Genomic DNA, 24,471 nt, shown 5'->3' on the forward strand with positions numbered 1-24,471 from the left:
GACTTGGCCGTCGTCGTCACAAAAGCCCGATCGGGCGGTTCAATCGGCCGCGAATATGGTCTAAGGGCGCGCGCATGACAGAGCCTGCTGAAAAGACGATCCTTCCCGCAGCCGATTGCACAGACATGCGCGAGGTCCGTGCCGCGATCGACAGTCTCGACACGCTGATAGTCAGCCTGCTGGCGGAACGCATGCGCTATATCGAGGCCGCTGCGCGGATAAAGCCGGATCGCGGCGCGGTTCGCGACGAGGTCCGCAAGGCCCAGGTCATCGCCCATGCGGTCAAGGTCGCCGATGATCGTGGCTTTCCGCCCAAATTGGCCTATCGCCTTTACGACATGCTGGTCGAAGGCTCGATCGCGCACGAGCTCGAGAGGTTCGACGAACTCCGCCAGGGCTGAACTCAGGCCGGCGTCTTCGGCTCTGCGGGCCTCTCGGCCGCCGGCGCCGGCATATGTTCGGCGGCGAGCAGCACCTCCGGGCGGTTCTCCGGTGCGATGCCGTAGCTCGGCGGCCAAGCCTTTGCCGGCAGGTGGAAGGTTCCGAACATCCGGTCGTAGATCGGCAGGACCGAGGCATAGTTGCGGTTCACCTGCTCGTCGCGCGAATGGTGCCAATGGTGGAAACGCGGTGTCGACAGCAACTGTTCGAACCAGGGCAGGCTGACATTCAGATTGGCGTGGATGAAGAAGCCCCAGAAGGTGCCGATGATCAGCACGATAACCGGTACGAGGCTTCCCGAGCCGGCCCCCGGCGAGCCGAAGCCGGCGATGTTGACCAGTGTCAGCCCGAACATGCGGGTGAGGATGATATCCACCGGATGGGCGCGCGTGTTGATCAGCCAGTCCATCCGCTGCGGTTCGTGATGGGTCGCATGGAAGCGCCATAGCCATGGCACTTCGTGCATCAGCCTGTGACCCCAGTAGAAGCCGAACTCGCCGATCGCCAGCGCGACGAGGATCTGCAGCCAGATCGGCAGGCCGATGATCCACAGCGTGTAGGCTTCGGGCACGATCTGTCTTCCGGTCGCCCCTATCACCGCCATGGGCATCGCCAGGACGAGGGTCGGGATCAGGCCCGTCATGAAGAAATAGGCGAGGTCGGCGAGCATCTGCGGACGCAATGTCGTCTGGCGGTGGCGACCGGCCAGCCGTTCGAGTGGCACGAAGATAGCCGTCAGCAGGACGAGCCAGACGAAAAGGCTCATTGCCGTGCGCAGATAATGCTCGAGGTCAGGCGCCATGCTTTACCTTAGACCGTCGGGGTGGGGCCGTCATCCGCCCATGCGGACAGGCCGCAGGGCGCGGAACCCCTCAGATGATCTGGGCGTGCCCGGGGGTCTGCCGAAGGGGAGACTGCCGACGCCCCCGCATCACGCCACCGATCAGCCCGAAGCCGACCAGCATCATCGCCCAGGTCGTGGGTTCCGGAACCGCCTGGAGGCCGATACCGTCGATCAGCGCGAAAGGCGGCTGACCCAGCGGCGTACCATAGGCAAGCAGCGACAGCGTCTGCGTCGAGGAGGTGGCCGTGAACGTCAGATATTCATAGCGCCACGGCACGAAGCCATGCTCCGGTACGCTGACCATGCCGGTACCCACGATCTGGCTATCCACGCCTGTGAAGGTCGAATAGCCGTCGCCATTGGCATCGTAACTGGTGGTGTAGGCGCAGGTGCCGAAGCAGATGTTCCAGCCGCTTGCCGTGTCGCCGTTGAAATTGATGCCATATTGCTGGCCTGCCGCCCACCAGAAGGTCACGGCATATTGCTGACCCACGGTCAGGCCCGTCACGGTCTGCGACAGCGGCGCGTTCAGATAAGCGCCGTCGGCCGCAACGAAATTGCCGCCGACCGGGCTGGCGGTGATGCCGTTGCTGACGCCGGTTCCCGGCATGCCCCACAGCTGAAGGTAGGCGGGCGTGGTCGGACTACCCGACGCCGATGCGGACAGATCGGGCGTGAAGATGAAATTATAGCCGGCATTATCCCAGCCCTGCACGGTCTGGTCGGTGAAGTAAGGCCCCCAGGATGTACCGGGGTAGACCGGATTGCCGCCGCCATCGAGATAGAAGAAGGAGGTTGTCTCAAACCCGCCGTTGACCAGCAGATTGGCTGCATGAGCCTGGGCCGCCGACAGGCAGGCAGCCAGCACAGCAAGCAGCGCGACGAGCTTGTTACGCATCCAACCAAGGCCCCCGATACACAATACGCATATAAGGTGATCTACAGTATACAATTGGTAAATGCAAGATTCCGCAGATTTTAGCGGTTTACATCCAGTTTACAATTGCTATGATCTCGCGTTAACCCTCCAAGCGGCGGTAAGTTGCCGAAATTACCGAGGGCGAGGTCTTTCCAACGCGGTCAAAACTCCCCGCATCGTTCGCACCTCTTGAGCATTCCACGCCGGTTTGGTGAGAAGCCCCCGAAGCATGCGCTTGGTCGTCGGTACCCTGTCGGGCGGGAAGAAATATCCCGATTCGTCGAGCATACGGTCGAGATGGTCGATCAGCCCGTCGAGCTCGACTTGCGAGGCGGGCGGATCGAGTTCGGTCGCGGTCGGGGAGACCAGCGCCTCGCCCTTCGACCATTCATAGGCGACAAGGATGACCGCCTGGGCCAGGTTCAGGCTGCCGAACTCGGGATTGATCGGAACCGTCAGGATCGTCCGAGCGATCGCGACATCGTCGGTCTCCAGGCCGGAGCGTTCGGCGCCGAACAGGATCGCCGAGCGGCCAGGCTCGCTCCGGATCGCACCTGCAGCCTCTTCCGGCGTCATGACCGGCTTGGTTACGCCCCGCTTGCGCACGGTGGTAGCGAAGACGTGCGTGCAATCCGAGATCGCCTCGGCGACGCTGTCATAGACGCGCGCGCGCTCGAGGACGACATCGGCGCCCGACGCGGCAGGCCCCGCCTGCGGATTGGGCCAGCCGTCGCGCGGCGCAACCAGCCGCATGTCGGTCAGCCCGAAGTTCAGCATGGCGCGGGCCGCCTTGCCGATATTCTCGCCGAGCTGAGGACGGACGAGAACAATCGCGGGTTGCGGGGTGGTGCTTCCGCTCACTCGCGACCCGCCTCGCTGACGGCACCGGCGAAATCCTCGAAGTCCTTCGCCTCGGTGAAGTCCTTGTAGACGCTGGCGAAGCGGATATAGGCGACGCTATCGAGTGCCTTGAGCCCGTCCATCACCATCTCGCCGACCGCATTGGCCGCGATCTCGCTATCGCCGGTCGTCTCGATCTGGCGCTGGATCGCTGTCGCGAGGCGTTCGATGCGCGCGGGATCCACCGGCCGCTTGCGGCAGGCCACAGCGATCGACCGTTCGAGCTTCGAGCGATCGAACGGCTCGCGCCGGCCGTCGCTCTTCACCACCGTCATTTCGCGCAGCTGGATCCGCTCGAACGTCGTGAAGCGCGCGCCGCAGCCTTCGCATTGGCGCCGGCGCCGGATCGCCGCCCCATCGTCGGTGGGGCGGCTGTCCTTCACCTGGCTGTCTTCATGCGAGCAGAAGGGGCAGCGCAATTAGAGCTCCGGATAGATCGGGAAGCGATCGCACAGCGCCTCGACGCGGGCACGCACATGCGCTTCGGTCTGGCCATTGCCTTCGGGACCGTTCTTGGCGAGTCCATCGAGGACGTCGGCGATCATGTCGGCGATCTCGCGGAACTCGGCCGGGCCGAAGCCGCGGGTGGTGCCGGCGGGAGAACCGACGCGGATGCCCGACGTCTTGACCGGCGGCAGTGGATCGTTCGGCACGCCATTCTTGTTGCAGGTGATGCCGGCGCGCTCGAGCGCCTCATCGGCGTCGCGGCCGGTCACGCCGATCGGGCGCAGATCGACCAGCGCAAGATGCGTGTCGGTGCCGCCCGAGACGAGGTCGGCGCCGCGCTCCTTGAGGCGCGCCGCGAGGACCTTGGCGTTCTCGACCACGGCGGCGGCATAGGATTTGAATTCCGGCTGCAGCGCTTCGCCGAAGGCAACCGCCTTGGCGGCGATCACATGCATCAGCGGGCCGCCCTGGAGGCCGGGGAAGACCGCCGAGTTGATCTTCTTCGCGATCGCCTCGTCATTGGTCATGATCATGCCGCCGCGCGGACCGCGCAGGGTCTTGTGCGTCGTCGTGGTCACGACATGGGCATGTTCGAACGGGCTCGCGTGGACGCCGCCTGCCACGAGACCGGCGAAATGCGCCATGTCGACCATGAACAGCGCGCCGACCTCGTCCGCGATCGCGCGGAAGCGGGCAAAGTCGATCTGGCGCGGATAGGCCGAGCCGCCGGTGATGATCAGGGTCGGCTTGTGCTCGCGCGCCAGCGCCTCGACCTGGTCGAAGTCGATCAAATGATCGTCGGGACGGACGCCATATTGGATGGCGTTATACCACTTTCCCGACAGCGCGGCCTTGGCGCCGTGGGTAAGGTGACCGCCCGCGTCGAGGCTGAGGCCCATGATCGTGTCGCCGGGCTTCGTCAGCGCCAGCATGACCGCGCCGTTCGCCTGCGCGCCCGAGTGCGGCTGGACATTGGCGAAGCCGCAGCCGAACAGCTCCTTGGCGCGGTCGATCGCCAGCTGCTCGACCACGTCGGACGGATGGCAGCCCTGATAATAGCGCTTGCCGGGATAACCCTCGGCATATTTATTGGTGAAGACCGAACCCTGCGCTTCGAGCACCGCCTTGGAGACGATGTTTTCCGATGCGATCAGTTCGATCTGCTTCTTTTCGCGCGAGATTTCCTGCTGGAGACCGGCGAAGACCGCGGGATCGGCGTCGGCGAGGCCGCGCGAGAAGAAGCCGTCCGGCTGGACCTGGGACAGGGTGGCTGCGGGGTTGCTGCTCATGCGGGTTCCTTGTCGAACGCGGGGTTGGAGAGCTTGTCGACGCGGCGGAGATGGCGATCTCCGGCGAAGTCCGTCGACAGGAAGGCGGCGGCGCAGGCGCGGGCCTGCTCGATGCCGATGAGTCGAGCGCCCATGGCGATGACGTTCGCGTCATTGTGCTCGCGCGAGAGGCGGGCGGACAATTCTTCCGAAACGAGCGCACAGCGCGCGGCGGGGTGACGGTTGACCGCGATCGAGATGCCGATCCCCGAGCCGCACAGAGCGATGCCCTTGGTGGCGCGCCCATCGGCGATCGCCTGGGCCAGCTTGTAGCCATAATCGGGATAGTCGACCGAAGCCGTGCTGTCAGGCCCGAGGTCCAAGACCTCATGGCCCTGGTCGCGGAGCCAGTCCGCCAGCGCGGCTTTCATGTCGAATGCGGCATGATCGGATGCGATGGCGATGGTCTCGGCCATATCCTGTCCAGTGCTTTACGAGTCGGGTGCGGCAACCCTCTAGGGACCAAAGCGCCGCGCTGCAATGCCGCGAAAGGATGACAAAAGGGAACCGATGAGCATGCTGGCCGCTCTTCACCCGATCGCTTTTCGGTTGACCGGCGCTGTCCCTATCCCGTTCAAGGTGCCGCATCACAAATCGAGACGTCGTTGACGGAGCATAATTCGATGAAGACCTTTACCGTTTCCAGCCTTGCGGCTCTCGCTCTCCTCGCGGCCTGCGCGCGCGGCGAGGATGCTCAGCCGATCGAAAATGTCTCGCTCGTCGATAAGGCCGCCGTCGACACGCTCGATGAAGAGGCTCCCGCCGACAACGCGGCGTCGCCGCTGCCGACCGACGCCTGGGTCGGCAAGTGGATCGGCGTCGAGGGGCTTGTCCTCGATATCCAGCCGGCCGGCGAGCGCGGGCGCTACGTGCTCAGCGTGACGCTGATGGACGGCACCAAAAGCTACGAAGGAACGGCTGATGGCGATCTCATCCGCTTCACCCGCAACGGTCGCCCGGAAAGCGTCCGCGCTGCAACGGGCGACCAGACCGGGCTCAAGTGGCTGGCCGGCAAGCAGAACTGCCTGATGATCCAGCAGGGCGAGGGCTTCTGCCGCGAAGACGGCACCGCGCCAGCGGCCGGCAATGCGGCTGCACCCGTTCCAGCGGAGGTGGCGCCCAAGCCTTGAAATGGCCGGTTTTCGGGTCTAGGGGCGCGCGGATGACCAAGCCCGCCCCCCTGATCTCGGCAGAGGAGTTCGCCCGTCGTGCGCGCGACATCGTCGCGACGAGCAGCGGGCATGAGGCGCATCGCGCGCTGGACATCCTGACCAACGACGTGCTGCGCGGCCTGGGCTATGGCGAGGGCATCGATATCTTCGAGGCGGCCGTGGCGCATTGGCACGAGGCGGCGCATCCCTATCCGCATGTCGGTCCTTGTCCCGACTGCGAACGCGATGCGGAGAGCCGCGCCGCCGCCTGATCGCGTCGACCGATCCCCGTCCGTTCAATTCGAAAGCAAGAGGCGGGGAGCGCGTTGCCCCGCAGACCCTCATGATCCTCTCGACACATCATCGGTCGAAGGAGCTATGAGATGCTGATGGACGCCATCGTCGAAGATCCCCGCTGGAGCCAGTTGCTGGCGCGCTCGGCTGCGGCCGACGGCAGCTTCGTTTATTCGGTCGCATCCACCGGGGTCTATTGCCGGCCCAGCTGCGGCGCCCGGACGCCCAAGCCCGCCAATGTCCGCTTCCATGCCGGGCCGACCGAGGCCGAGGCTGCCGGCTTTCGCCCGTGCAAGCGGTGCCGTCCCAACGAGGCGCCCCGTGCCGAGCGCCAGGCGGCGCTGGTGGCGGAGGCCTGCCGCATGATCGAAGCGGCCGAGGAGCCGCCATCGCTCGGCCAGCTAGCCGACGCTGCCGGCGTCAGTCCCTATCATTTCCACCGCATGTTCAAGGCGGTCACCGGGCTTACCCCGAAGGGTTATGCCGTCGCTCACCGGGCCGGCCGGGTCCGCTCGGCGCTCGAGGCGGGCGAGCATGTCACCCGCGCCTTGTACGAAGCGGGGTTCGGATCGAGCGGTCGTTTCTATGCTGCCGCCGACGCCGCGCTCGGCATGCCACCCGCCGCCTATCGCCGGGGCGGACAGGCGATGGATGTGCGCTATGCGACGGCGGCCTGCTCGCTCGGCCGCGTACTCGCCGCCGCCAGCGAGCGCGGCATCTGTGCGATTTTGATGGGCGACCAAGACGCGCCGCTGGTCGCGGACCTGCACCGCCGCTTCCCGAATGCGGCGATCAGCGAGGCCGGCGAGGCTTTCCGCGAAACGCTCGACGCCGTGGTCGCCATGATCGAGGAGCCGGCCCGGGGAATGGCGCTGCCGCTCGACATTCGCGGGACGGCCTTCCAGCAGCGGGTGTGGCAGGCGCTGCGCGCCATTCCGTCGGGTGAGACGCGCAGCTACGCGGAGGTGGCGCAGGCGATCGGCGAGCCGCGCGCGTCGCGCGCGGTGGCTGCCGCCTGTGCGGCGAATGCCATAGCGGTGGCGGTGCCGTGCCACCGGGTGTTGCGGTCGGACGGGTCGATCACCGGCTATCGCTGGGGGCCGGATCGCAAGCGCCGCCTGCTGGCACGCGAGAGCGAGGGGTAAGGCCGGGGCTCAGGCCGCGGTTGCCGTCTCGTCTTCGCCCGCGCTGCCGATCGACTGGTCGATCAGCCCCGCGCGCATCATCAGCCAGAAGAGCAGGATGCCGGGCAGGGCGGCGAGGGTGGTCAGCAGGTAGAAATTCACATAGCCGACGGCTTCGATCATCGCGCCGGCCGTGGTTCCCGTCATCACCCGCCCGACCACGCTGGCCGCCGCCGATATCAGAGCATATTGGGCGGCGGTGAAGCGCAGGTCGCACAGCGCGGAGAAATAGGCGACCACGCAGACGCCACCGATGCCACTGGCGATGTTCTCGAAGCCGATCGCTCCGGCCATCGCCCAATTGTCATGGCCGCTCGCGGCGAGCCCGGCGAAGCTCAGGTTTGAAACGGCCATGAGGATCAGGCTCAACAGCACCGATCGTTTCAGGCCCAGCCGGGAATAGAGGATGCCGCCGATGAAGATGCCGGCGAGATAGGCCCAGAAGCCGAAGCCGATATCGTAGATCGCGATTTCGTCGTTGCTGTAGCCGAGATCGTCGAAGAGCAGCCGGAAGGTGAGGTTGGCGAGCGTGTCGCCGATCTTGTGCAGCAGGATGAAGAGCAGCACGAGCATCGCGCCGCGGCGCCGGAAGAATTCGAGCAGAGGCCCGACGATCGATGCCCAGACTTCGCCGCCGCTGCGCCGGCCGGTCGGCTCGCGGTGGCGCTCGGGTTCGCCCATCACCAGCGCTGTGATCATCGCGGGCAGGGCGAAGGCGGCGCAGGCGGCATAAGCGACCTCCCAGCCGAAGCGACCGGCCAGGATCAGCGCCACGGCACCGGCCGTCGCCGATCCGATCCGCCAGCCATATTGCGACATGCCCGCGCCCACACCCAGTTGCCGCGCCTCGAGCAGTTCGATTCGATAGGCGTCGATGATGATGTCGAAGGTCGCGCCGGCCGCGCCGACCAGTATCGCCGCGACGGCGGTCTGCATCAGACTCGCCTTGGGATCGACCAGCGCGAGATGGAATACAGCGGCGATGACGAGCAGCCCGATGACGAGCATCCAGGATACGCGCTGCCCCAACCGCCCCAGGACGGGGAGGCGGATACCATCGACGACCCAGGCCCAGAGAAATTTAAGATTATAGACCAGGAAGGCGAGGGTGAAGGCGGTGACGGCCTTCTTGTCTATGCCGTCCTGTGCCAGGCGCGTGGTAAGGGTCGCGCCGATCATCGCGAAGGGAAAGCCAGAGCTTATGCCCAGGAACAGCGCCGAGAGCGGCGCCGGTTCCAGATAGGGCCGGAACGCCGCGATGATGCCCCTGCCTTCGACGGTCGCGCCGTCGTCCCCCAATCCGCTTTTCATCGCGCCAGCATAGCGAGGCCGCGCGAAGTGGGAAGGGGCGGCGTCATCCCACCATTCGTTGCGTCGCGCGGAACGCCGCCATTTTCGACACCCTTGCCCTTGACCGCGCAGCGCTTTGCGACGACCAACATGCTTTACATATTCCGGAGACGCCCGTGGCCAAGCGCCTCACGATGTACATTCTCATAGCGATGGTTGTCGGCATCATCCTCGGCATCACGCTCAACAAGACGGTCGCCGATCCGGCGACGCTCAAGGACATCACCGGCTATATCTCCATCCTGACGGAGATATTCCTGCGCCTGATCAAGATGATCATCGCGCCACTGGTGTTCGCGACCCTCGTCGTCGGCATTTCGCACATGGGCGACACGGCGGCATTGGGACGGGTCGGGGCGCGCGCTATCGGCTGGTTCCTGGGCGCAAGCCTGTTGTCGCTGACCCTGGGCCTGGTGATGGTCAACCTGCTGCAGCCGGGGGTAGGCGCAGACCTGGTCCTGCCGCCCGAAGGCGCGAGCGCGGGTCTGTCGCAGGGCGATTTCTCGCTCAAGCAGTTCATCACCCATCTGGTGCCCAAGAGCTTCTTCGAGGCGATGGCGACCAACGAGATATTGCAGATCCTCGTCTTTTCGGTCTTCACCGGCGTCGCGGTGACGGCGGTAGGCGAAAAGGCAGCGCCGCTCGTCCGGGGTATCGAGGCGCTGGCGCAGGTCATGCTCCAGATCACCGACTATGTGATGCGCTTCGCCCCGTTTGCCGTGTTCGCCGCCGTGACGACGGCGCTGGCCGAGCAGGGACCGACCATCCTGATCAGCTTCGGTAAGTTCATGGGCAGCTTCTATCTGTCAATGCTGGTGCTGTGGGGCGTGCTGCTGACGCTGTGCTTCCTCGTCGTCGGGTCGCGCACGGGGCTGCTGATCCGCTATATCCGCGAGCCGATCCTGCTGGCCTTCAGCACCGCCTCTTCGGAAGCGGCCTTCCCGCGGACGCTCGAGGCGCTCGACCGCTTCGGCGTGCCGCCGCGCATCGCCAGCTTCGTCCTGCCGCTCGGCTATTCGTTCAATCTCGACGGCTCGATGATCTACTGCACCTTCGCGACGATGTTCATCGCGCAGGCTTATGGCGTCGAACTGACTCTGTGGCACCAGTTCACGATGCTGCTGATCCTGATGGTGACGTCGAAGGGGATCGCCGGCGTGCCGCGCGCCAGCCTGGTCATCATCTCGTCGACGCTGGCCTTCTTCGACATTCCCGAGGCGGGGCTGCTGCTGATCCTCGCGGTCGATCATTTCCTCGACATGGGACGGTCTGCGACCAACGTCGTCGGCAATGCCGTCGCCAGCGTCGTGGTCGCGAAATGGGAAACCAAATATCTAGATCCGATCGAACCCGCCGAGATCGAGCCGGCGCACGCGCCCTGACGTCTGAAACGAAAGAGCCCCCCGACCACCGGTCGAGGGGCTCTTCTCTTTTCTGCGGATGCCGGCGCTTATTGCCGGACGAGATAGTCGAAATAGGCACCGTCGGGCGGGCCGTCGATCGCCGCCATGAGCGCCGACGTGTCGATCTTCTTGAAGGCCTCCGCGCCGGCCTTGTGCGCCTCGATGCTCTCCCACTTCTCGATCAGGATGAAGCGCCGGTCATTGCCCGCGTCGCGGAGCAGTTCAGCGCCATGCGAGCCGTCGATCGCGGTCACGCCGTCGATCAGATGGTTGAGCGCCGCCTCCATTTCGGCGGACATGCCTTCCTTGGCGTGCATCGTATAGACTCGCGCGATCGTCATCGTCCCTCTCCTCAGCGGGCGTTTGTCAGATATCCTGCGCGAGGCGGCCGTAGAGTTCGGGACGCCGGTCGCGGAAGAAGCCGAAGGCCGCACGGTGGCGCTTGGCCAGATCGATGTCCAGTTCCGCGACGAGAACCCCGGTCTCGGTCGCGCCGAATTCGGCCAACAGATCGCCGCGCTCGTCGCAGATGAAGCTGTGGCCGTAGAAGGTCTGGCCGTCTTCGGTCCCGATCCGGTTTGCGGCGACAACCGGCACGACGTTCGACACCGCATGGCCGATCATCGCCCGACGCCACAGGCGGCTGGTGTCGAGATCGGGGTCGTGCGGCTCATTGCCGATCGCGGTCGGGTAGAAGAGGACCTGCGCGCCCATCAGCATCATCGCGCGCGCCGTCTCCGGATACCATTGGTCCCAGCAGATGCCGACGCCGACGGTCGTGTCCTCGGCCGGCCAGACCTTGAAGCCGGTATTGCCCGGGCGGAAGTAGAATTTCTCTTCATAGCCGGGGCCGTCGGGGATGTGGCTCTTGCGATAGACGCCCTGCACCCGCCCGTCGGGATCGATCATCGCGAGGCTGTTATAATGATGCGGGCCGTCGGCCTCGAAGAAGCTGGTCGGGATATGGATCTTCAGCTCGGCCGCCAGCGCCTGCATCGCCGTGACGGCCTTGTGTTCGGCCGTGGGCTTGGCGCGCGCGAACAGGCCTTCGTCCTCGACCCGGCAGAAATAATGGCCCTCGAACAGCTCGGGCGGCAGGATGACCTGCGCGCCCTTGCCCGCCGCCTCGCGGACGAGATTCGACACTTCGGCGATGTTCTCGTCGATGTCGTCGGAGAAGGCGAGCTGGAGCGCCGCCACCTTGATCTTGGTCATCTCGGTTCGCTCCTTATGCGCTCGGAATCTGCTGGCTGATGCAGTGGAAGCTGCCGCCGCCGGTCAGGATATGGTCGGCGCGGAAGCCGGTCACCGTCCGGCCCGGAAACAGCGCGGCGATCGCGGCCACGGCGGCATCGTCGTTCGGTGCGCCATAGAGCGGCACGACCACGGCGGCGTTGCCGATGTAGAAGTTCATATAGGAGGCGGGGATGATCTCCCCATCGCTCTCCACCGCGCCGGGCGAGGGGATGGCGACCACCTTCAGCCCGAAGGCCTCGGCCCGCGCGCGCGCGTCGGCGAAGACCTCGGCATTGGGATCGTCCACACCGGCCGGTTCGGGAATGGCGATGGTGCCGGGTGCCACGAAGCGGGCGAGATTGTCGACATGGCCGTCGGTATGGTCGTTGAGCAGCCCGTCGCCGAGCCACAACAGCCGCTCGATGCCCAGCCCGTCCACCAGCCGCGCCTCGATCGCCGCGCGGTCGAGGTCGGGGTTGCGGTTCGGGTTGAGCAGGCATTGCTCGGTCGTCACGGCGACGCCGGTGCCGTCGACGTCGATCGCGCCGCCCTCGAACACCCAGTCCTGCCGGCGCGTCTGAAAACCGGTGCGCGCGGCGAGGCGGGCGCCGATGCTCTCGTCGCCGGGCAGTTCATATTTGCCGCCCCACCAGTTGAAGCCGAAGTCGGTCGCGGCGAGACCGGCCTCCGAACGGACGATGATCGGCGCACTGTCGCGCAGCCAGATGTCGCCGAACGCCTCGACGATCACCTCGGCCGCATCGCCCGCCAGCTCGCGGGCGCGCTCGGCCGATGCCTCGTCGGCGGCGACGAGGATGACGCGCTCGCCCTTGCCATCGGCATGAACGGCGCGCGCGAAGGCGACAACTTCGTCCTGCGCGGGTTCGAGATCGTCCTCCCACAATTCGGGATGACTGGGAAAGCCGATCCAGACGGCGTCGTGCGGCGCCCATTCGGCGGGCTGGCGATAGTTGCTCATGCCCGCGCAGATAGCGATGCGGCGTGACGGTTCAAAGTGGGGAATCGCCGATGGGAGGGCAGGGCGCGGCGATAGCCGATTCCCGACCGCGCATTTCTGGGCTAGGCAGCGGGGATGAACGATCTCGACACGCTGCTTTCGCAACGCCGCGCGCACTGGCTGGTCACGGGGGCGGCGGGCTTCATCGGGTCGCATCTGGTCGAGACGCTGCTGCGCGCAGGCCAGCATGTGCGCGGCCTCGACAATTTCGCCACCGGGCATCGCCACAATCTCGACGACATCCGCGCGCGGGTCGGCGAGGCGGCCTGGGCGAACTTCTCCTTCATCGAGGGCGACATTCGCGACCGCGCGACCTGCGCCGCGGCGGTCGAGGGCATCGACCATGTGCTGCACCAGGCGGCGCTGGGATCGGTGCCGCGCTCGATCGCCGATCCGCTGACGACGCACGACGTCAACGCCACCGGCTTCGCCAACATGATCGACGCCGCGCGCCTGGCCGGCGTTGGCAGCTTCGTCTTCGCCTCTTCGAGCTCGGTCTATGGCGACGAGCCGACCCTGCCCAAGGTCGAGGCGCGGGTGGGGCGGGTGCTGTCGCCCTATGCGCTGTCGAAGCTGCACAATGAACTGGTCGCCGGTATCTATGCGCGCAGCTATGGCTTCGCCTCGACGGGGCTGCGCTATTTCAATGTCTTCGGCCCCCGTCAGGACCCGAACGGCGCCTATGCGGCGGTGATCCCGCGCTGGACCGCCGCGATGATCGCGGGCGACGAGGTCGTGATCAACGGCGACGGCGAGACGAGCCGCGACTTCTGCTATGTCGCCAATGCGGTGCAGGCCAATCTGCGCGCGGCGCTGTCGCCCCAGGCGGGCGAGGCGCGCTTCCTGAACGTCGCTTATGGCGAGCGGACCACGCTCAACCAGCTGTTCGGCCTGCTGCGCGACGGGCTGGGGACGCTCGGCCATGCCTATGACCGGGCCGCGACCCATGCCGATTTCCGCGCAGGCGATGTGCGCCATTCGCTCGCCGATATCGGCGCTGCGCTGGCTGCGATCGGCTATGCGCCGACGCACAGCCTGGGCGAAGGCCTGCGCGAAGCATTGCCTTGGTATTGCGGGAACGCCAAGGTGGGCCAATAGAGCCGTTCGGTTTCGGGGGCAGTGGGCCAGAGTGATTGGGCCAGAGTGATGGGGGCGTCGTTCGTGAGCATCGATAAGCGGGTGGATGGAAGCCGGATCGCGGTCGTCGGTCTGGGCTATGTGGGCTTGCCTCTGGCGGTCGCGCTCGCGCGGCATTTCCCGACCGTGGGGATCGACATCGACCAGGGCCGCGTCGCCGAGCTGCGCGCCGGGCACGACCGCACCAACGAGATCGACGGGCCGACGCTGGGCGCATCCTCGCTCGACTATGCCACCGACATCGCCGCCGGCGCCGATGCCGACGTCATCATCGTCACCGTGCCGACCCCGGTCGACCAGGCGAACGACCCCGATCTGCGCCCCGTCATGTCGGCGACCCGCGCGCTGGCGGGCATATTGAAGCCCGGCCGCGGCACGATCGTGGTCTATGAGAGCACCGTCTATCCCGGCGTGACCGAAGACATCTGCGGGCCCGAGATCGAGCGCCTGTCGGGCCTGAAGCGCGGCACCGACTTCTTCCTCGGCTACAGCCCCGAGCGGATCAATCCCGGCGACCGCGAACATACGGTCGACCGCATCACCAAGGTCGTCGCGGGCGAGAATCCGCAGGTCCTCGACCGGCTGTGCGAGGTATATGGCGCGGTCACCACCGGCGGCACCTTCCGCGCGGCCTCGATCAAGGTCGCCGAGGCGGCGAAGGTGATCGAGAACGCCCAGCGCGACATCAACATCGCCTTCATCAACGAGATCACCCAGATTTTCGGCAAGGTCGGCATCTCGGTGTGGGACGTGCTGGCGGCGGCGGGGACCAAGTGGAACTTCCTCCGCTTCGTGCCGGGTCTGGTCGGCGGCCACTGCATCGGCGTCGATCCCTATTATCTCAGCCATCTGGCGCAGCAACTCGGCCATTATCCGCGCGTGATCCTGGCCGGGCGCGGCATCAACGACGGCATGGGCGCCTGGATCGCCGACCAGATCCACGAGCGCATCGGCAGCGGCGCGCGCGTCCTCGTCCTGGGCCTCACCTTCAAGGAAAATGTCCCCGACCTGCGCAACTCGCGCGTGATCGATGTCGTCCGCCGGCTGGAGTGGCTGCGGCACGAGGTGGTGATCCACGACCCGCTCGCCGACGCGGCCGAGGCGCGGCACGAATATGGGGTCGAGCTGGCCGGCGACGCGCTGTCGGGCAGCTATGACGTGGTGATCGGCGCGGTGTCGCACAGCGACTATGCCGCGATGCCCGCCGACCGGCTGGCCGCGCTGCTCAAGCACAATGGCCTGCTCGCCGACCTCAAGGGCATGTGGCGCGACGTCGCGACCCCGGAGAGCGTCCGCCGCTGGACGTTGTAGAAACGGCGTCCTTTACGCGGCCGGAGCCTCGCTGGCGGCAAGGGCATGCGCCTGCGTGCCGTGCGTGATCACATCGTCGCCGGGCAGGATCGCCGCGATCGGGATGTCGCTTTCCTGCGACAGCTGCGCATAGACCGGGCCGAAATCGGTCTCCAGCGTCTGGCGCAGCAGATCCTCGAAGCTGTCGATCACGAAATAATTCTGCTGATAATCGTCGATCCGGTACTCGGTCCGCATCACCCGGCGCAGGTCGAAGCCGATCCGGTTGGGCGAGGCGTCGTCGAGCGCGAAGAGGGACTCGGCGTGCGAGGAGACGATCCCCGCGCCATAGATGCGCAGGCCCTCCGCCTGCCGCACCAGCCCGAACTCGACCGTGTACCAGTAGAGCCGCGACAGCCGCTCGATCGCGCCCAGCGCCCCGGCGCGCTGCCCGCCCCGGCCATAGGCCTGCATATAATCGGCGAACACCGGATCGGCGAGCAGCGGGACATGGCCGAACACGTCGTGGAACACGTCGGGTTCCTGCAGATAGTCGAGCTGTTCGGGCGTGCGGAGGAAATTGCCCGCCACGAAGCGGCGGTTCGCCAGATGGTCGAAGAAGATGTCGTCGGGCACGAGGCCGGGCACCGCCAGCACCTGCCAGCCGGTCAGCGCCATCAGCCGCTCCGACAGTTCCTCGAAATTCGGGATGCCCGGCCGCTCCATCCGCAGCACGTCGAGCCCGGCCAGAAACTCCGGCGCGGCGCGGCCCTGGAGCAGCTTCGCCTGCCGCGCGAACAGCTGGTCCCACATCGCATGTTCGGCCGGGGTGTAGCGCTCCCAGCCCTGCGGGATGGTCCAGTCGGCGGCGGCCCCGGCGGGCGGCGTGGAGGCGGTGGTCGTCATGAAGCGATCATTGCAGAGGATAAGCGAAAATGCCTTTCAAAATGATCGCTGATCGGCGATCTTCTGAAACCTCATATCGATATGGAGCCGATCATGAGTGAAATCGTTCAGATCGATGCGATCGACCGCCGCATCCTGGCTGAGCTCCAGGCCGACGCCGCGATCAGCCACGCCGATCTGGCGCAGCGCGTCGGAAGCTCCTCCGCCTCGGTCTGGCGCCGCATCCGCGCGATGGAGAGCGCCGGCCTACTGAACGGCGCGATCCGCACCGTCGACGCGGCGCGGCTGGGCTATGGCGTCAACGTGATCTGCAACATCCGCGTCCGCAGCCACAGCGCCGAAGACCGCGCGAGCTTCGAAAGCTTCGTCCGCTCCCGGCCCGAGATATTGGAATGCTTCTCCATGTCCGGCGAATGGGACTATCTCCTCCGCGTCGTCGCGCGCGACGTGGCGGATTATGAGGCCTTCCTGATGCGGACGCTGCTCAACCATCCGTCGGTGGCGACGGCGTCATCGCATTTCGCGCTGTCGCTGACGAAGCATGTGACGGCTTTGCCGGTGTGAGGGGGAAGCGGAGAGGCTGTGGCGGCCGGAACGGCTTGGCCCGCACATTTTGCTCGGACTGCCGTCCCGAACAGCAGCTTTCGATCAAATCAGGCCGTTCCAAAACCCGCGCCAGAATGGCCGCTCTCGCCGAAACCCGCCATTCTATCCGCATCGAGCAGTCTGGCAGCAGTGCGCCCTAAACCCGGTCATCTGGCTAGTGGTACTGGCGGCCCTAAACCTTTCATCAGCACCCAACTTCCTCCTGCTCCGCCGCTTGAGTTTGTAGCCCATCGAAATCATGATACAAATTTATCATTTATTGGTCGCAACTACCTTTTCGACCAAGATTTTCAACCTGGTCACGGATTACTTCGCGTTTGCTAGTGAGCGTGATGCCGATAGGTAGGTGAGGATGATAGACCCCCGACTCGTTGCAAAGGCGCTGATTGACGTCGACACGTCAAATTTCGAGCGGTTTGCTCAGGTATTTTATGGCGATTTGCAGGATCGTAACTTTGTGCCGTTGGGTGGTGTGCACGACGGCGGAGCCGAGGGTTTTGATGCAGCCTTAACTAACGATCCTGAGCTATTCGTTGACGAAGCTGCGACCAGCTTTCTGCAGGTTTCCAAAGAAGTCTCGACACGGGGCAAGATCCGTAAGACGCATGCTAGGCTTGTTGCATATGGGCGCAATCCTAAAGCGCTGACATACATCACCTCTCAGACCGTCAAAGATATAGATAAAGACGAGCGCGTTCTCAGTGATGAACTTGGCTGTCGAGTTGCCATAAGAGACGCAAAATTTATTGAAATTTATATCAACAGCAGTGAAGCAATCCAAGCTGCCTTTAACGCCTATCTTCTTCCATCGATCTCATATTTATTTAATTTTGGTGAGTCGGATATCGCTCAGAAAGTACCCGACCAATTCAACAAGACGCTTGCAGTATTTCTTCGGCAAGAAGTAGAAAGGCGTCATAATAGAAGTACTCTTCTTGAAGCCGTGTCTGATAGTCTCATTTTGTGGGCACTTCGCGATACAGATGCCGACCCGACCAAACCTAAGGCAATTGATAGAGCCGAAATACTGCGTCGCATTGAAACCGCGCTGCCAACTGCAAAGGCCTTCATTCGAGCCACGCTCGACCATCGGCTGGGGGTTTTGTCGGCGAAAGATGCGCCCGGCGGGCGGCAAATTAGGCATTATCGAGGATTAGGGCAATTCTGTCTGCCATACGAAACTCGAAAGCTTGTTGCGGTCGAGAATGCCGACGACGATTTGTTAAAGCATCAGGTATCGTGTGCATTCGAAGACCGACTGGCTCAAAGATCGAACGAAGACACCGAGGCTGAGCGAGAATCGATTGTCAAGGTATGCCACTCTACTCTTGAGAGTGTATTCGAGCATCAAGGTCTTAAAGTGGCACAGTTTGTGACCGATGCTGACATGGATGACGAGCTGTTCACGGATGTTGGGCAGATAGTAAGTCAAGTTGTTGCAGGACTCCCGTTGACGGGCGATATTAAAACAAAAATTCGACGACACGTCATTCTAGTTCTGCGTGGCACATTTTACATGTCCACAGCTGTGGAGCGTCGATATCTCGACAAATTGAGCAGAACCTACGTTTTGTTGCTTTTGTTGAAAAACGAACCAAAAATTGTAGAGTTCTTTTCCTCAATGGCGGGTTCGTTTGATCTTTACCTCGGTACCGATATCATTATTCGTTCACTGTCTGAGTTGTATTTGCATCCGGAATCGCAGACGACCATTAATTTACTTCGTATTCTGAAAGCTGCTGGATCGAAGCTCATTCTCACGGAGAAAGCCGTGGAAGAAGTCGCAACCCACATACGCCGTCAGATGCTAGAGTTCGAGAATCATTACGAGCGTAATGTCCATAGGATAAGTTTGGCAGAAGTAGAATATATTGATCGACTTCTCATAAGGTCATTTTTCTATGCAAAGCTGGCGCCAGTTAATGGCGTATCGCCACCAAAGAATTGGCGAGACTATCTCTCCCAATTCTGCAATCCTTCGGACGTCGTTCGAAATTCGGGTGATCGCGAACTGGCCAATTACCTAATGCGTCGTTTCGAGCTCTCCTATGAGAGTGAAGAAGAGATGCGCGCTGGTATTGAGGAGGGCGAAATCGAGCAGTTAGCTGCTGCGATCCGTGTCATCAAGGAGGAGGGGGGCTACCAAAAATCAGCGCTTAGCATCCTAGCCTACAATGATGCTTTGCAAGTGCTCCGGATTTATCAGAAGCGGCGCGCAGAGCGTGAATCCAGCCCAGGCAATCCTTTTGGCTTTAAAACGTGGTGGCTTACACAGGATGGAAAGGTGCGACGGGCAGCGCGGGATGTGGTTCGCGCCAATCAAAATCAACGTTTCATGATGCGACCCGAATTGCTTCTCCACTACATAGCTATGTCACCGTCCAAGGCAGAAGTGCACGCCAGCTACGAATCCATCTTCCCTACGGCTCTAGGGGTTCGGTTGTCGTCAGGGCTACGCGACGCCGAGTTCAAGAAGGTGATGCGCGACGCGTCGGAAATCTCGAAGGTAGACGACGCTCGCGCCGCTGCCATGGTCACTGAAATGACGGAAAAATTAAAGGCAGACGTGCATAAGCAGTTCGATGCAAAATGGTGAGGTGGAGTTAGCTGCTCAATAACGGTCGGTTTCGATAAGCTGGGACCAGAGCATCATCTCGGCCTGCTCAAATGGGTGCCCCCTACTAATTTCCGAGCCCCCCATCGCCGGTCCTGCGGCTGCTATCGCCATCAACGGCGGTAGGAACTGCGTTTCGGCATATTCCCCATCTCCAGTCGCCCTCCGATGGCCGGTGAGCGAAGTCTTGGCGTCCGCTTTTGGCGAGACCTGCCGTACTACGCGTCACCCGGTAAGGGCGGGAAAGTCCCAACTATCGACTTTCCAGCGCGCTGAACGGCTTTGAGCTTATGGGCCGCCGATGTATCCAGCAGCCCTCCAAACCTCTTACACTTTCGCACCAATCGCTCCCATCCGCGCCGCCACGATCTTCGCCGTCTCGGCCGACCGCAGCCGCTCGCCGAACGCCTTGTTCTCCTCCGCGATCCGGCTTGCCAGCGCCGCGCCGTCGCGCATCAGGCGTTTGGTTTGGGCGAAGGCCTGGGCCGGCAGGGCCGCGAAGGCCTGCGCCGCCGTGAGTGCCTCGGCGTCCAGCGCATCCGCCGCAACGAGGCGGTTGGCGATGCCGGCGGTCAGGGCCGCCTGCGCGTCGATCGCTTCGCCCAGGGCGAACATCGCCATCGCGCGGGCGTGGCCGAGGCGGGCGGTCAGGAGGAGGCTGGAGCCGGCTTCGGGCACCAGGCCCAGCCCGACGAAGGGCGCGGTGAGGAGGGCGTCTTCGGTCAGCAGCACATGGTCGCAGTGGAGCAGCATCGTCGTGCCGATGCCCACGGCGCGGCCCTGGACGGCGGCGATCACCGGCTTGGGGAAGGCGGCGATGGCGTCGATGAAGCGGGGGGCGTTTTCCGGCACCTGGCCCGCGCCGGCGACTTTGGCGAAGTCGAGCAGGTCGTTGCCCGCGCTGAACATCGTGCCGTCGCCGCGGAACAGGACGGCGCCGATCGTCTCGTCCCGCGCGGCCTCGGCCAGATGCGCAGTCAGCGCGTCGTACATCGCCAGGGTGATGGCGTTCTTCTTGTCGGGCCGCGCGAAGCTGAGGACGAGGACGCGGTCGGCACGGTCGGCGCGGATATGTTCGGTCATGAAGGACTCGCTCGATGACAGGGGCAGACTGCTGTCGTCGAAAGCCGGGCCGGCGTCGAGCCCCTGCGCTGTCGGTGGGTAGGGCGCGGTGCGGCTTGGCGCGGGCAGGAAGGTGGCTATAAGCCCTTCGACGGTAGAGCAGGCGGGGCAGGGATGGCGTCGGGCACGCGACAGGACGACAAGGGCAGCGACCGCCGGCGGCAGATATTGGAGATCGCGGCGCAGCTGTTCGCGCGCAAGGGCTATCGCGGCACATCGATGCGCGACATCGGCGAGCAGGCGGGCGTGCTGGGCGGCTCGCTTTATCACCATATCAAGTCTAAGGACGCGCTGTTCGTCGAGCTGCACAATGCCGCGCTCGATGCGGCCGAGGCGAAGATCGCGGGCGAGATGGCGCTGCATTCGGATCCCTGGGCGCAGCTGGAGGCCGCCTGCGGGGCGCTGCTCGACCTGCAGCTCGATCCCAATTCGCTGACCATGCCGATGATGAACGATTTTCGCGAGGTGCCCGTCGAGGTGCGCGCCGCGCTGATCGAACGGCGCGACCGTTTCGAGACGCTGTTCCGCGACCTGATCGACCGGCTGCCGCTGCCCGCCGATGTGGACCGCTCGGTCTATCGCAACATGCTGCTGGTCCAGCTCAACTCGGCGGCGGACTGGTACCGGCCGGGCCGGCTGACCCCGCGCGACATCGCGCGACAGGTGGCGCTGCTGTTCCGCCATGGGGACGTGCCGAATGGGTGAGTGGCCTTAGGGGCAGGGGCGGGTCGATTGCGACTGTAACAGATGTTTGGTATAAGAGCGGCAACTGATTCAGAGGATGTCCGATGCAGACCTATATTCCGCCGATCGACGACTATAAGTTCCTGCTGACCGAGGTGCTCGGCTTCGACCGCGCCATGGGCGAGATGGGCAAGGAGGTCGACGCCGACCTGGCCGTCGCCGTGCTCGACGAGGCCGGCAAGATGTGCGCCGAACGGCTCCAGCCGCTCAACCGCGAGGGCGACGAGCAGGGCAGCCGCCTGATCGACGGCGTCGTCCACACCCCCGAGGGCTATGCCGAGGCTTATCGCGAGTTCGTCGCGGCCGGCTGGGCGTCGCTGTCGGGCGATCCGGCGCATGGCGGGCAGGGGCTGCCCTTCGTGCTGCAGCTGTGGCTCGACGAGATGATCTCGGCGACCAACCTGTCCTTCGGCCTGTTCCCCGGCCTGACGCGCGGCGCCTGCGAGGCGATCGCGGCCCATGCCAGCGAGGAGCTCAAGGCGCGCTATCTGGCGCCGCTCGTCACCGGCGAATGGACCGGCGCGATGGCGCTGACCGAGAGTGGCGCCGGCACCGACCTGGCCCTGCTCAAGACGCGCGCCACGCCCAATGGCGACGACAGCTATGCGGTGCAGGGGACCAAGATCTTCATCTCCTCGGGCGACCATGATTTCGGCGGCAACATCGTCCACCTCGTCCTTGCGCGGCTGCCCGACGCCCCGGCGGGGGTGAAGGGGATCAGCCTGTTCCTCGTGCCCAAATTCCTGCCCGATGCCGACGGCAATTTCACCGTCCGCAACGCCATGTCGGTCGGCGCGCTCGAGAAGAAGATGGGCATCCATGCCCAGCCGACCTGCGTGATGAACTATGACGGCGCGACCGGCTGGCTGGTCGGTGAGCCGCATCGTGGCCTCGCCGCCATGTTCACGATGATGAACGCCGAGCGGCTGATGGTGGGCATCCAGGGCCTGGGCATTGCCGGCGGCGCCTATCAGCAGGCGGTGGCCTATGCGCGCGATCGTCTGCAGGGGCGCAGCGCCGATGGCGCCCGCAACCCGGTTTCGATCGTCGAACATGCCGACGTCCGACGCATGCTGCTCAACGTTCGCTCCTTCGTCGAGGCGGGCCGCGCGCTGGCGGGCTGGACCGCGCTCCAGCTCGACCGCGCGGCCTCGCATCCCGACAGCGGCGAGCGCGCCAAGGCCGATGCGCTGGTCGCGCTGCTGACCCCCGTCGTGAAGGCGGCCTTCACCGATATCGGCTTCGAGGCCGCGGTGCAGGCGCAGCAGGTGTTCGGCGGCCATGGCTATATCCGCGAATGGGGCATGGAGCAGTTCGTCCGCGACGCCCGCATCGCCCAGATCTACGAGGGCACCAACGGCGTGCAGGCGATGGACCTGATCGGCCGCAAGCTGACGCTGGCGGGCGGCGCGGTGGTCGACGGCTATTTCGACCTGATCGCGGCCGAACTGGCGGCGGTCGAGACGGCCGAGGCGCGCGCGATGGCGTCGCGGGTCGCCGATGCGCTGACCGAGTTGCGCGCGATCACGGCATCGGTGCGCGGCGCGTCGGTCGACGTCGCCGGGGCGGCTGCGGTCGATTATCTGCGCCTCTTCGCGCTCGTCTCGATGGGCTGGATGTGGGTCCGCATGGTCGATGCGGCGCGCAGCGACGAGCCGCTCCATGCCGCCAAGCGCGGCGTCGGCGCTTATTATGTGCGCCGCGTCCTGCCGCAGGCGCTGGGCCTTGCCGCCGCGATCCGCGAGGGCGCCGATCCGATCATGGATATTCCCGCCGAGATGCTCTGAACGGGTGGGCCGGCGCTGCGTGCGTCGGCCCCGCTCGCTCAGTCGAGCAGCAACTCCCCGAACGCCGCGCGCCAGTCTTCGGGCAGCGGCACCGGCCGCCGCGAGGCGCGGTCGACATAGACATGGGTGAAGCGGCCCTGCGCGGCCGCTTCGTCCTTTCCGGCGCCGAAGGCCCCGAGCCGATAGGTGACGCTCGACGTCCCGATCTTCTCCACCGCCAGCCCGATCTCGACCACCTCCGGATAAGCGAGCGACGCCGCATAGCGGCAGGCCGTCTCGACCACGAGGCCGATCGGATTGCCCTTCTCGATGTCGAGCAGGCCGCGCTCGATCAGCCAGGCGTTCACCGCCGTGTCGAACCAGCGATAATGGACCGCATTGTTGACATGACCATAGATGTCATTGTCCGCCCATAGCGTCTGGATGCGCGTCCAGTGGCGATAAGCGGGGCGGGGTGAAAGGGGCGTGCGGTCCATTCAGTCGTCCTCGGGGGATGCGCCGGGCAGGACGATCTGGCGGATCGCTTCGCCCGCCGCCAGCCGGTCCATCAGCAGGTTGATGTCGTCGAGCGGGCTGACCGATGTGAGCAGCCGCTCCACCGGCAGCCGCCCGGCGCGCCACAGCGCGATGTAGCGGGGAATGTCGCGCGCCGGAATGGCGTCGCCCATATAGCTGCCGATCAGCGTCTTGCCCTCCGCGACCAGCGAGATCGCCGGGATCGACAGCATCTCCTGAGGGTTGGGCAGGCCGACCGTCGCGATGCGCCCGCCCCGCGCGGCGCCGGCATAGGCCTGGGCCAGGACGGCCGCCTTGCCCACCGTCTCGATCACCACCTGCGACCGTGGGAGTGCCTCGGCATCATCCGGCGCGAAGGCGCGCGCCGCGCCGAGTTCGAGCGCCAGCGCCCGCTTGTCGGGCGATGGATCGACCACGCAGATATCGATCGCGCCACCCGCCACCGCGCCGAGCAGGGCGGCGAGGCCGACCCCGCCGAGCCCCCAGATGGTCACCGTTTCGCCGGGCGCGAGGCGCGCGCTGTTCCACACCGCGCCGACCCCGGTCAGCACCGCGCAGCCGAACAAAGCGGCGATCTCGGGCGGAATGTCGCGGTCGATCTTCACCGCCGATCGGCGATCGACGACCGCATGGCTGGCGAAGGCGGACACGCCCAGATGATGGTGGACCGGCTCGCCGTCCCGCGACAGCCGGCATCCGCCCTGCAGCAACTCACCCTTGCCGTTGGCGGCCGCCCCACGCGGGCAGAGGTAGCCGCGTCCCGACGCGCATTCCTCGCACGACCCGCAGGCGGGCAGGAAGACGAGGACCACCCGGTCGCCAATTGCGAAATCCATGTCCGCTGCGTCGCCCAAGCCCATGACCGTGGCGCAGGCTTCGTGGCCCAGCGCCATCGGCATCGGGCGCGGGCGATCGCCGTTGATCACCGACAGGTCCGAATGGCAGAGCCCCGCCGCTTCGATCCGGACGAGCAACTCGCCTGGGCGCGGCGCTGCGAGATGAAGCGGTGCAAGCCGCAGGGGCTTCGACGTCTCGAACGGGGCTTCGCTGCAACCGCAGCGGTCGAGCGTTGCCGCTCTTATGGTCATGGTCATCGGGCGCGGGCCTCCTAGCTGCGATCCTTAGAAGCGATGCGTCGGCCTTCCTAGCCGCCTGAGCCTGCCGCAGCCGACTATCCCCGATGAGATGGTCAAGTAGTTCCCGCAGTCGTCAGCTTGCGGTCAGGGGGATCATC

At 65.0% G+C, this 24,471-nt stretch carries 26 protein-coding genes; 11 read left to right on the forward strand and 15 right to left on the reverse strand.

Features of this window, described 5'->3' with window-relative positions; translation table 11 throughout:
- Positions 1 to 74 precede the first annotated feature (74 nt).
- Positions 75 to 401, forward strand: coding sequence for a chorismate mutase (locus tag G6P88_RS19245; RefSeq protein ID WP_165324638.1), 327 nt, complete (start codon positions 75 to 77; stop codon positions 399 to 401).
- 2 nt (positions 402 to 403) lie between these two features.
- On the opposite strand, the gene G6P88_RS19250 is transcribed toward G6P88_RS19245, so the two are convergent.
- From G6P88_RS19250 to rpiB, 6 genes are all read right to left on the reverse strand, one after another.
- On the reverse strand, positions 404 to 1,243 hold the full coding sequence (locus tag G6P88_RS19250; protein ID WP_165324639.1) for a sterol desaturase family protein: 840 nt from the start codon (positions 1,241 to 1,243) through the stop codon (positions 404 to 406).
- A gap of 70 nt (positions 1,244 to 1,313) precedes the next feature.
- Positions 1,314 to 2,183: a PEPxxWA-CTERM sorting domain-containing protein gene (locus G6P88_RS19255; protein ID WP_165324640.1), complete on the reverse strand. Its 870-nt coding sequence runs from the start codon at positions 2,181 to 2,183 to the stop codon at positions 1,314 to 1,316.
- Between the two features lie 153 nt (positions 2,184 to 2,336).
- A complete protein-coding gene (locus G6P88_RS19260; protein WP_165324641.1) occupies positions 2,337 to 3,065 on the reverse strand; it encodes an RNA methyltransferase in 729 nt (242 codons plus the stop codon).
- The gene (gene nrdR / locus G6P88_RS19265) at positions 3,062 to 3,523 is read right to left on the reverse strand and encodes a transcriptional regulator NrdR (protein WP_165324642.1); all 462 of its coding nucleotides are present in this window, start codon (positions 3,521 to 3,523) and stop codon (positions 3,062 to 3,064) included. The genes G6P88_RS19260 and nrdR overlap by 4 nt, the downstream gene beginning before the upstream one ends.
- A complete protein-coding gene (glyA, locus tag G6P88_RS19270; protein WP_165324643.1) occupies positions 3,524 to 4,840 on the reverse strand; it encodes a serine hydroxymethyltransferase in 1,317 nt (438 codons plus the stop codon). It lies immediately after the preceding gene.
- Positions 4,837 to 5,295: a ribose 5-phosphate isomerase B gene (rpiB, locus tag G6P88_RS19275; protein ID WP_165324644.1), complete on the reverse strand. Its 459-nt coding sequence runs from the start codon at positions 5,293 to 5,295 to the stop codon at positions 4,837 to 4,839. The genes glyA and rpiB overlap by 4 nt, the downstream gene beginning before the upstream one ends.
- 207 nt (positions 5,296 to 5,502) lie before the next feature.
- Between rpiB and G6P88_RS19280 the strand changes: the two genes are divergently transcribed.
- The 3 genes from G6P88_RS19280 to ada all read left to right on the forward strand — a co-directional run bounded on the left by G6P88_RS19280 (position 5,503) and on the right by ada (position 7,469).
- Positions 5,503 to 6,009, forward strand: a complete 507-nt coding sequence (locus tag G6P88_RS19280) for a hypothetical protein (RefSeq protein ID WP_165324645.1) — start codon at positions 5,503 to 5,505, stop codon at positions 6,007 to 6,009.
- Positions 6,010 to 6,041: 32 nt separating this feature from the next.
- Positions 6,042 to 6,302, forward strand: a complete 261-nt coding sequence (locus G6P88_RS19285) for a hypothetical protein (RefSeq protein WP_165324646.1) — start codon at positions 6,042 to 6,044, stop codon at positions 6,300 to 6,302.
- Positions 6,303 to 6,413: 111 nt separating this feature from the next.
- Positions 6,414 to 7,469: a bifunctional DNA-binding transcriptional regulator/O6-methylguanine-DNA methyltransferase Ada gene (gene ada / locus G6P88_RS19290; RefSeq protein WP_165324647.1), complete on the forward strand. Its 1,056-nt coding sequence runs from the start codon at positions 6,414 to 6,416 to the stop codon at positions 7,467 to 7,469.
- Between the two features lie 9 nt (positions 7,470 to 7,478).
- Here the strand turns inward: ada and G6P88_RS19295 are convergent, their stop codons facing one another.
- Positions 7,479 to 8,819 carry an AmpG family muropeptide MFS transporter gene (locus G6P88_RS19295; RefSeq protein ID WP_165324648.1) on the reverse strand — a complete coding sequence of 447 codons (1,341 nt, stop codon included), beginning with the start codon at positions 8,817 to 8,819 and terminating at the stop codon, positions 7,479 to 7,481.
- The gene (locus tag G6P88_RS20470; protein ID WP_282097768.1) at positions 8,816 to 8,950 is read right to left on the reverse strand and encodes a hypothetical protein; all 135 of its coding nucleotides are present in this window, start codon (positions 8,948 to 8,950) and stop codon (positions 8,816 to 8,818) included. Before G6P88_RS20470 ends, G6P88_RS19295 begins: the two co-directional genes overlap by 4 nt.
- A 24-nt stretch (positions 8,951 to 8,974) precedes the next feature.
- Between G6P88_RS20470 and G6P88_RS19300 the strand changes: the two genes are divergently transcribed.
- Positions 8,975 to 10,240, forward strand: coding sequence for a dicarboxylate/amino acid:cation symporter (locus G6P88_RS19300; protein ID WP_165324649.1), 1,266 nt, complete (start codon positions 8,975 to 8,977; stop codon positions 10,238 to 10,240).
- 68 nt (positions 10,241 to 10,308) lie between these two features.
- Here the strand turns inward: G6P88_RS19300 and G6P88_RS19305 are convergent, their stop codons facing one another.
- Genes G6P88_RS19305 through G6P88_RS19315 form a run of 3 tightly spaced genes read right to left on the reverse strand, consistent with a single transcriptional unit; the run spans position 10,309 to position 12,476 of the window.
- Positions 10,309 to 10,602, reverse strand: a complete 294-nt coding sequence (locus G6P88_RS19305; protein ID WP_165324650.1) for a putative quinol monooxygenase — start codon at positions 10,600 to 10,602, stop codon at positions 10,309 to 10,311.
- A gap of 25 nt (positions 10,603 to 10,627) precedes the next feature.
- Positions 10,628 to 11,476, reverse strand: coding sequence for an N-carbamoylputrescine amidase (aguB, locus tag G6P88_RS19310; RefSeq protein WP_165324651.1), 849 nt, complete (start codon positions 11,474 to 11,476; stop codon positions 10,628 to 10,630).
- Between the two features lie 13 nt (positions 11,477 to 11,489).
- Positions 11,490 to 12,476 (reverse strand): agmatine deiminase family protein, encoded by a 987-nt coding sequence (locus G6P88_RS19315; RefSeq protein WP_165324652.1) that lies wholly within the window; start codon positions 12,474 to 12,476, stop codon positions 11,490 to 11,492.
- A 114-nt stretch (positions 12,477 to 12,590) separates the two neighbouring features.
- Here G6P88_RS19315 and G6P88_RS19320 point away from each other — a divergent pair, with 114 nt between their 5' ends.
- A complete protein-coding gene (locus G6P88_RS19320) occupies positions 12,591 to 13,613 on the forward strand; it encodes an SDR family oxidoreductase (RefSeq protein ID WP_165324653.1) in 1,023 nt (340 codons plus the stop codon).
- 69 nt (positions 13,614 to 13,682) lie between these two features.
- Positions 13,683 to 14,963: a nucleotide sugar dehydrogenase gene (locus tag G6P88_RS19325; RefSeq protein WP_425594500.1), complete on the forward strand. Its 1,281-nt coding sequence runs from the start codon at positions 13,683 to 13,685 to the stop codon at positions 14,961 to 14,963.
- A gap of 12 nt (positions 14,964 to 14,975) precedes the next feature.
- On the opposite strand, the gene phhA is transcribed toward G6P88_RS19325, so the two are convergent.
- Entirely contained in the window at positions 14,976 to 15,848 is an 873-nt protein-coding gene (gene phhA, locus G6P88_RS19330; protein ID WP_165324655.1) for a phenylalanine 4-monooxygenase, read from the reverse strand.
- 93 nt (positions 15,849 to 15,941) lie between these two features.
- Between phhA and G6P88_RS19335 the strand changes: the two genes are divergently transcribed.
- Both G6P88_RS19335 and G6P88_RS19340 read left to right on the forward strand, forming a co-directional pair.
- Positions 15,942 to 16,412 carry an Lrp/AsnC family transcriptional regulator gene (locus G6P88_RS19335; RefSeq protein WP_165324656.1) on the forward strand — a complete coding sequence of 157 codons (471 nt, stop codon included), beginning with the start codon at positions 15,942 to 15,944 and terminating at the stop codon, positions 16,410 to 16,412.
- A 394-nt stretch (positions 16,413 to 16,806) separates the two neighbouring features.
- Positions 16,807 to 19,050 carry a hypothetical protein gene (locus tag G6P88_RS19340; protein ID WP_165324657.1) on the forward strand — a complete coding sequence of 748 codons (2,244 nt, stop codon included), beginning with the start codon at positions 16,807 to 16,809 and terminating at the stop codon, positions 19,048 to 19,050.
- Positions 19,051 to 19,395: 345 nt separating this feature from the next.
- Here the strand turns inward: G6P88_RS19340 and G6P88_RS19345 are convergent, their stop codons facing one another.
- On the reverse strand, positions 19,396 to 20,151 hold the full coding sequence (locus G6P88_RS19345) for an enoyl-CoA hydratase-related protein (RefSeq protein WP_165324658.1): 756 nt from the start codon (positions 20,149 to 20,151) through the stop codon (positions 19,396 to 19,398).
- A gap of 153 nt (positions 20,152 to 20,304) precedes the next feature.
- Between G6P88_RS19345 and G6P88_RS19350 the strand changes: the two genes are divergently transcribed.
- The gene (locus G6P88_RS19350) at positions 20,305 to 20,895 is read left to right on the forward strand and encodes a TetR/AcrR family transcriptional regulator (RefSeq protein ID WP_165324659.1); all 591 of its coding nucleotides are present in this window, start codon (positions 20,305 to 20,307) and stop codon (positions 20,893 to 20,895) included.
- Between the two features lie 83 nt (positions 20,896 to 20,978).
- The gene (locus tag G6P88_RS19355) at positions 20,979 to 22,721 is read left to right on the forward strand and encodes an acyl-CoA dehydrogenase C-terminal domain-containing protein (RefSeq protein WP_165324660.1); all 1,743 of its coding nucleotides are present in this window, start codon (positions 20,979 to 20,981) and stop codon (positions 22,719 to 22,721) included.
- A gap of 38 nt (positions 22,722 to 22,759) precedes the next feature.
- On the opposite strand, the gene G6P88_RS19360 is transcribed toward G6P88_RS19355, so the two are convergent.
- A complete protein-coding gene (locus G6P88_RS19360; RefSeq protein WP_165324661.1) occupies positions 22,760 to 23,197 on the reverse strand; it encodes an acyl-CoA thioesterase in 438 nt (145 codons plus the stop codon).
- Positions 23,198 to 24,331, reverse strand: coding sequence for an alcohol dehydrogenase catalytic domain-containing protein (locus tag G6P88_RS19365; protein ID WP_206335822.1), 1,134 nt, complete (start codon positions 24,329 to 24,331; stop codon positions 23,198 to 23,200).
- Between the last annotated feature and the right edge of the window lie 140 nt (positions 24,332 to 24,471).

The sequence above is a fragment of the Rhizorhabdus phycosphaerae genome, from assembly GCF_011044255.1.
Classification (GTDB): Bacteria; Pseudomonadota; Alphaproteobacteria; order Sphingomonadales; family Sphingomonadaceae; genus Rhizorhabdus; species Rhizorhabdus phycosphaerae.